The sequence below is a fragment of the Saccharopolyspora sp. genome, assembly GCF_017434145.1.
Lineage (GTDB): Bacteria > Actinomycetota > Actinomycetes > Mycobacteriales > Pseudonocardiaceae > Saccharopolyspora_C > Saccharopolyspora_C galaxeae.
This window is the reverse complement of record NZ_JAFRFW010000782.1, coordinates 1-3,090: the sequence shown is the minus strand read 5'-3', so window position 1 is coordinate 3,090 and position 3,090 is coordinate 1. Positions and strand designations below refer to the sequence as shown.

The following is a 3,090-nucleotide window of genomic DNA, read 5'->3' as shown; positions in this document are numbered from 1 at the left end:
GAACTGGCCTGCGCGATCGGCCTGCTCGACGTCCGCTACCTGCCGCCGCCGTCGACGGTGCTGCCGCGAGCCGCCGAGCTGCTGGCCGGCGACACCGACTTCCTGCTGGACAGCGTCGCGACGGTGCTGACGTTCCTGATCGCGGTGGGACTGGCCGCACTGATCGCGATCCCGCTCGGACTGCTGCTCGGCAGCGTCCGGCCCGCGCGCACGGCGATGCTGACGGTCGTGGAATTCCTGCGCCCGCTGCCCGCGGTTGCGCTGCTGCCGCTGCTGATGCTGCTGCTCGGCGGCGGACCCGGAACCAAGATCACGCTGGCCACCTACGCGGCGGTGTGGCCGATCCTGTTCAACACGATGTACGCGCTGGACGAGATGGACCCGCTCTACACCGACATCGCCCGGTCCTTCCGGTTCAGCAGGTTGCGCACGGCCTGCACGGTCGCGCTGCCGCACGCGGCGCCGTTCGTGGCCACCGGCATCCGGGTCTCCGCGTCGATCGCGCTGGTCGTGGTGGTGGTCGTGGAGCTGATCGCGGGCGGGGCGCGCGGCGTGGGCACCTTCATCCTGGAGGCCAGCTCCGGCGGCGGGCGGATGGACCTGGTGCTGGCGGGCACGGTGATCGTCGGCGTGCTCGGCTACCTGATCAACACCGGCCTGCACCAGCTCCAGCGCAGGCTGTTCGGCTGGGCCACGAGCCGGGAGGAACTGTGAAGTCGCTGCGGAAGTTCCTGGGCAAGTGGGGCCTGCTGCTGGTCCTGCTGGTGGCGTGGGAGATCGTCACGCGCGCCGCGGGCAGCGTGTACTTCCTGCCACCGACGCGGATCGCCGCGCACGCCTGGCAGCTGTGGCTGACCGGGCCCGCCGAGCAGCTGTGGCTGACCGACGCGGTGTTCCGGGACGTGCTGCCGAGCCTGGGCAGGCTGTTCGGCGGCTGGCTGATCTCCGGTGCGGCCGGGGTCGCCATCGGCGTCGCGCTCGGCCGCTCCCGGCGGGCCACCGACTACTTCGGGCCGCTGCTGGACTTCTTCCGGTCGGTGCCCACTCCGGCGCTGGTGCCGCTGTTCCTGGTGCTGTTCACGCTGGGCACGCCGATGCAGCTGGCGACGATCGTGTTCGGCACGGTGTTCACCGTGGTGCTCAACACCGCCGACGGCGCGGCCTCGGTGGACGCGGTCAAGCAGCACACCGCCCGCGCTTTCCGGATCGGCCGGTGGGACTGGTGGAGCCGGATCGTGCTGCCCGCGGCCGCGCCGAAGATCTTCGCCGGGCTGCGGATCAGCCTGTCGCAGGCGCTGATCCTGATGGTGGTCTCCGAGATGGTCGGCGCCAGCAGCGGTCTCGGCTACCAGCTCGTCTACGCCCAGCAGCAGTTCGAGTTCGCCGACCTGTGGGCGGGAATCGTGCTGCTGGCCCTGCTGGGCTACCTGCTCAACACCGCGCTGCTTGCGGTGCAGCGGCGGGCGCTTACCTGGCAACACGGCTCCGCCGACCCCGCGCGAGCGAAAGGATGACTGTGCGCACGATGCTGGAGGTGGCCGGGCTCGGCCACACCTACGAAGGCGGCCACGTCGCCATCCGCGACCTGGGCTTCACGGTCGAGGAGGGACAGCTGACCTGCATCGTCGGCCCGTCCGGCTGCGGCAAGTCGACGCTGCTGCGGCTGGTCGGCGGCCTGCAACGACCCACCAGCGGCCGCGTGGCGCTGCGCGGCGAGCAGATCGACGGCGTGCCGGAGGACCTCGCGGTGGTCTTCCAGGACTACGGCCGCTCGCTGTTCCCGTGGATGACGGTGCGCGGCAACGTGGAGTTCCCGCTGCGCACGCGCTCGGTGAAGCGGCGCGAGCGGGCCGCGGAAGCGCTGTCCTGGGTGGGTCTGGCCGACGCGGCGAAGAAGTACCCGTGGCAGCTCTCCGGCGGGATGCAGCAGCGGGTGGCGATCGCGCGGGCGCTGGCGACCCGGCCCGAGCTGCTGCTGCTGGACGAACCGTTCGCCTCGGTCGATGCGCAGACCAGGTTCGAGCTGGAGGACCTGCTGCTGTCCGTGCGCGAGCAGTACGGCAGCACGATCCTGCTGGTCACGCACGACATCGACGAGAGCGTCTACCTCGGCGACCGGGTGCTGGTGCTGTCCCGCTCGCCCGCGGAAGTCGTCGCCGACCTGGACGTCGACCTCGGCTCCGAGCGCGACCAGATCGGAACCCGGGCATCCGACGGATTCATCACGCTCCGTAGTCACGTGGCGAAACTGTTGCAGTCCGGTCGCGCGGAGACCGCAGCCAACTGATCGAGCCCGGCAACCGGGAAATTCCCCACACTTCCCGGAAATACCGGGATGTGCGGGGCATTCGCCCGCGAACAGCCCGGGCGGCGGCACGGACGCCGAATCGCGAATTCTGGGGAAATCATTAGACCCGATGCGCCGACCGGCGGCGCCGATCATTTCCCGGCGCCGCCCGGAACCGCGGATCAATACATCCGGCGCCCGCTCGGGGCGACCGGAACGTGCAGCACGGTCGGGCCGGATTCGGCCAATGCCGCGCGCAGTTCCCGATCGAATTCGGTGAGGTCGTCCACCCGCCGCGCCGCGCAGCCCATGCCCTGCGCCAGCGCCACGAAGTCGATGCCACCGAGGCGCACACCGGGCATCTTGCCGTCCTCGCCCACCTCGCCGAGCAGCCGCACCGCCGCGTACTCCTCGTTGTCCAGCACCAGCACCGTCAGCGACGCGTGCTCCTGGGCCGCGGTCCACAACGCCTGGATGCCGTACATGCTCGCGCCGTCGCCGAGCACGCCGACCACCGGGCGCCGGGTGGCCAGCGCGGACCCGACCACCGCGGAGATGCCGTAGCCCAGCGCACCGCTGGCACCGGCGTGGAAGTCCTGCTACGGGGAGTCGAACGGCAGGAAGCGCTGGATCGTCTGCTTGTGCGTGGGCGCCTCGGTGACCACCACGGCGTCCGCGGGCAGCTGTCCGCGCAGCACGCTGAGCACGTGCTCGGCCGGTGGCGGGCTGGTCAGCGGCGGCAGGTCGGGAAGCTGCCTGCCGGTGGGCAGCGGCCGATCGGATTGCGGCAGCTCCGGCAGCAG

At 71.2% G+C, this 3,090-nt stretch carries 3 protein-coding genes and 2 pseudogenes; 3 read left to right on the top strand and 2 right to left on the bottom strand.

Annotated elements, in window-relative coordinates:
- Window positions 1-3 precede the first annotated feature (3 nt).
- Genes IJH84_RS21150 through IJH84_RS21140 form a run of 3 tightly spaced genes read left to right on the top strand, consistent with a single transcriptional unit; the run spans window position 4 to window position 2,287 of the window.
- Window positions 4-714, top strand: a complete 711-nt coding sequence (locus IJH84_RS21150) for an ABC transporter permease (RefSeq protein WP_295148061.1) — start codon at window positions 4-6, stop codon at window positions 712-714.
- A complete protein-coding gene (locus IJH84_RS21145) occupies window positions 711-1,514 on the top strand; it encodes an ABC transporter permease (protein WP_295148058.1) in 804 nt (267 codons plus the stop codon). Before IJH84_RS21150 ends, IJH84_RS21145 begins: the two co-directional genes overlap by 4 nt.
- Before the next feature lie 2 nt (window positions 1,515-1,516).
- A complete protein-coding gene (locus IJH84_RS21140; protein ID WP_200068370.1) occupies window positions 1,517-2,287 on the top strand; it encodes an ABC transporter ATP-binding protein in 771 nt (256 codons plus the stop codon).
- A gap of 182 nt (window positions 2,288-2,469) precedes the next feature.
- Here the strand turns inward: IJH84_RS21140 and IJH84_RS21135 are convergent.
- Window positions 2,470-2,862: pseudogene (locus IJH84_RS21135) on the bottom strand (thiamine pyrophosphate-dependent enzyme); the annotation flags it as partial.
- Window positions 2,863-2,886: 24 nt separating this feature from the next.
- Window positions 2,887-3,090, bottom strand: a pseudogene (locus IJH84_RS21130) (hypothetical protein); the annotation flags it as partial.